At 41.3% G+C, this 230-nt stretch carries 1 protein-coding gene; it reads left to right on the top strand.

Annotation, left to right across the window (positions count from 1 at the left end; translation table 11 throughout):
- Positions 1-230: GA-like domain-containing protein (locus CD150_RS12725; RefSeq protein WP_169926888.1), on the top strand; the 230-nt coding region annotated here is incomplete at both ends.

The raw sequence follows: 230 nt of genomic DNA, 5'->3' as shown, positions 1-230 counted from the left end.
GATGAAAAAGCCGAAGTAGATGCGTTGATTCAAACATTGGAAGCATCGAAACAAACAGCACAGGAGAAGGTAAATAGTGTACCGAACGGTACTACAGGCAAAGGTGAGCTACAAACAAGACTGGATAACATCACATCTGTAACATCACCAGAAATAAATGACGTAGATAGCAATGGTGTGCTAGATACTGAACAATTGTCTGAAGCAACGCAAGCAGTGACTAATGCAGA

The organism is Staphylococcus ureilyticus (assembly GCF_002902235.1).
GTDB classification, from domain to species: domain Bacteria; phylum Bacillota; class Bacilli; order Staphylococcales; family Staphylococcaceae; genus Staphylococcus; species Staphylococcus ureilyticus.
This window is presented reverse-complemented; position numbering and strand designations above follow the sequence as displayed.